The organism is Tritonibacter sp. SIMBA_163 (assembly GCF_046535935.1).
Classification (GTDB): domain Bacteria; phylum Pseudomonadota; class Alphaproteobacteria; order Rhodobacterales; family Rhodobacteraceae; genus Epibacterium; species Epibacterium scottomollicae.
This window is the reverse complement of sequence record NZ_JAWJBP010001464.1, coordinates 1-232: the sequence shown is the minus strand read 5'-3', so window position 1 is coordinate 232 and position 232 is coordinate 1. Positions and strand designations below refer to the sequence as shown.

Here is a 232-nt window from a genome sequence, read left to right as displayed (position 1 = left end):
GGATGTCACCAAAGTTCGGCAAGTGTTGCTGACCCTGATAGGCAATGCGATCAAGTTCACCGATGAGGGATATGTTGCGATCACGATTTCCGAGACCGCGCAGGCACTGACATGCCCGCTTTGCGTTGAGGTTGCGGACCCTGGATGCGGAATTGATGAGCGCAAACTTCATAGCATATTCTCTGGCTTTGAGCAGGCGGATGGTTCGCCAAAAACGCGCGCGGAAGGCACG

The 232-nt window shown here is 54.7% G+C and carries 1 protein-coding gene; it reads left to right on the top strand.

Annotated features, from left to right (window positions below; all coding sequences use genetic code 11):
• On the top strand, positions 1–232 hold a 232-nt coding region (locus R0J92_RS27150), incomplete at both ends, for an ATP-binding protein (RefSeq protein WP_411053968.1).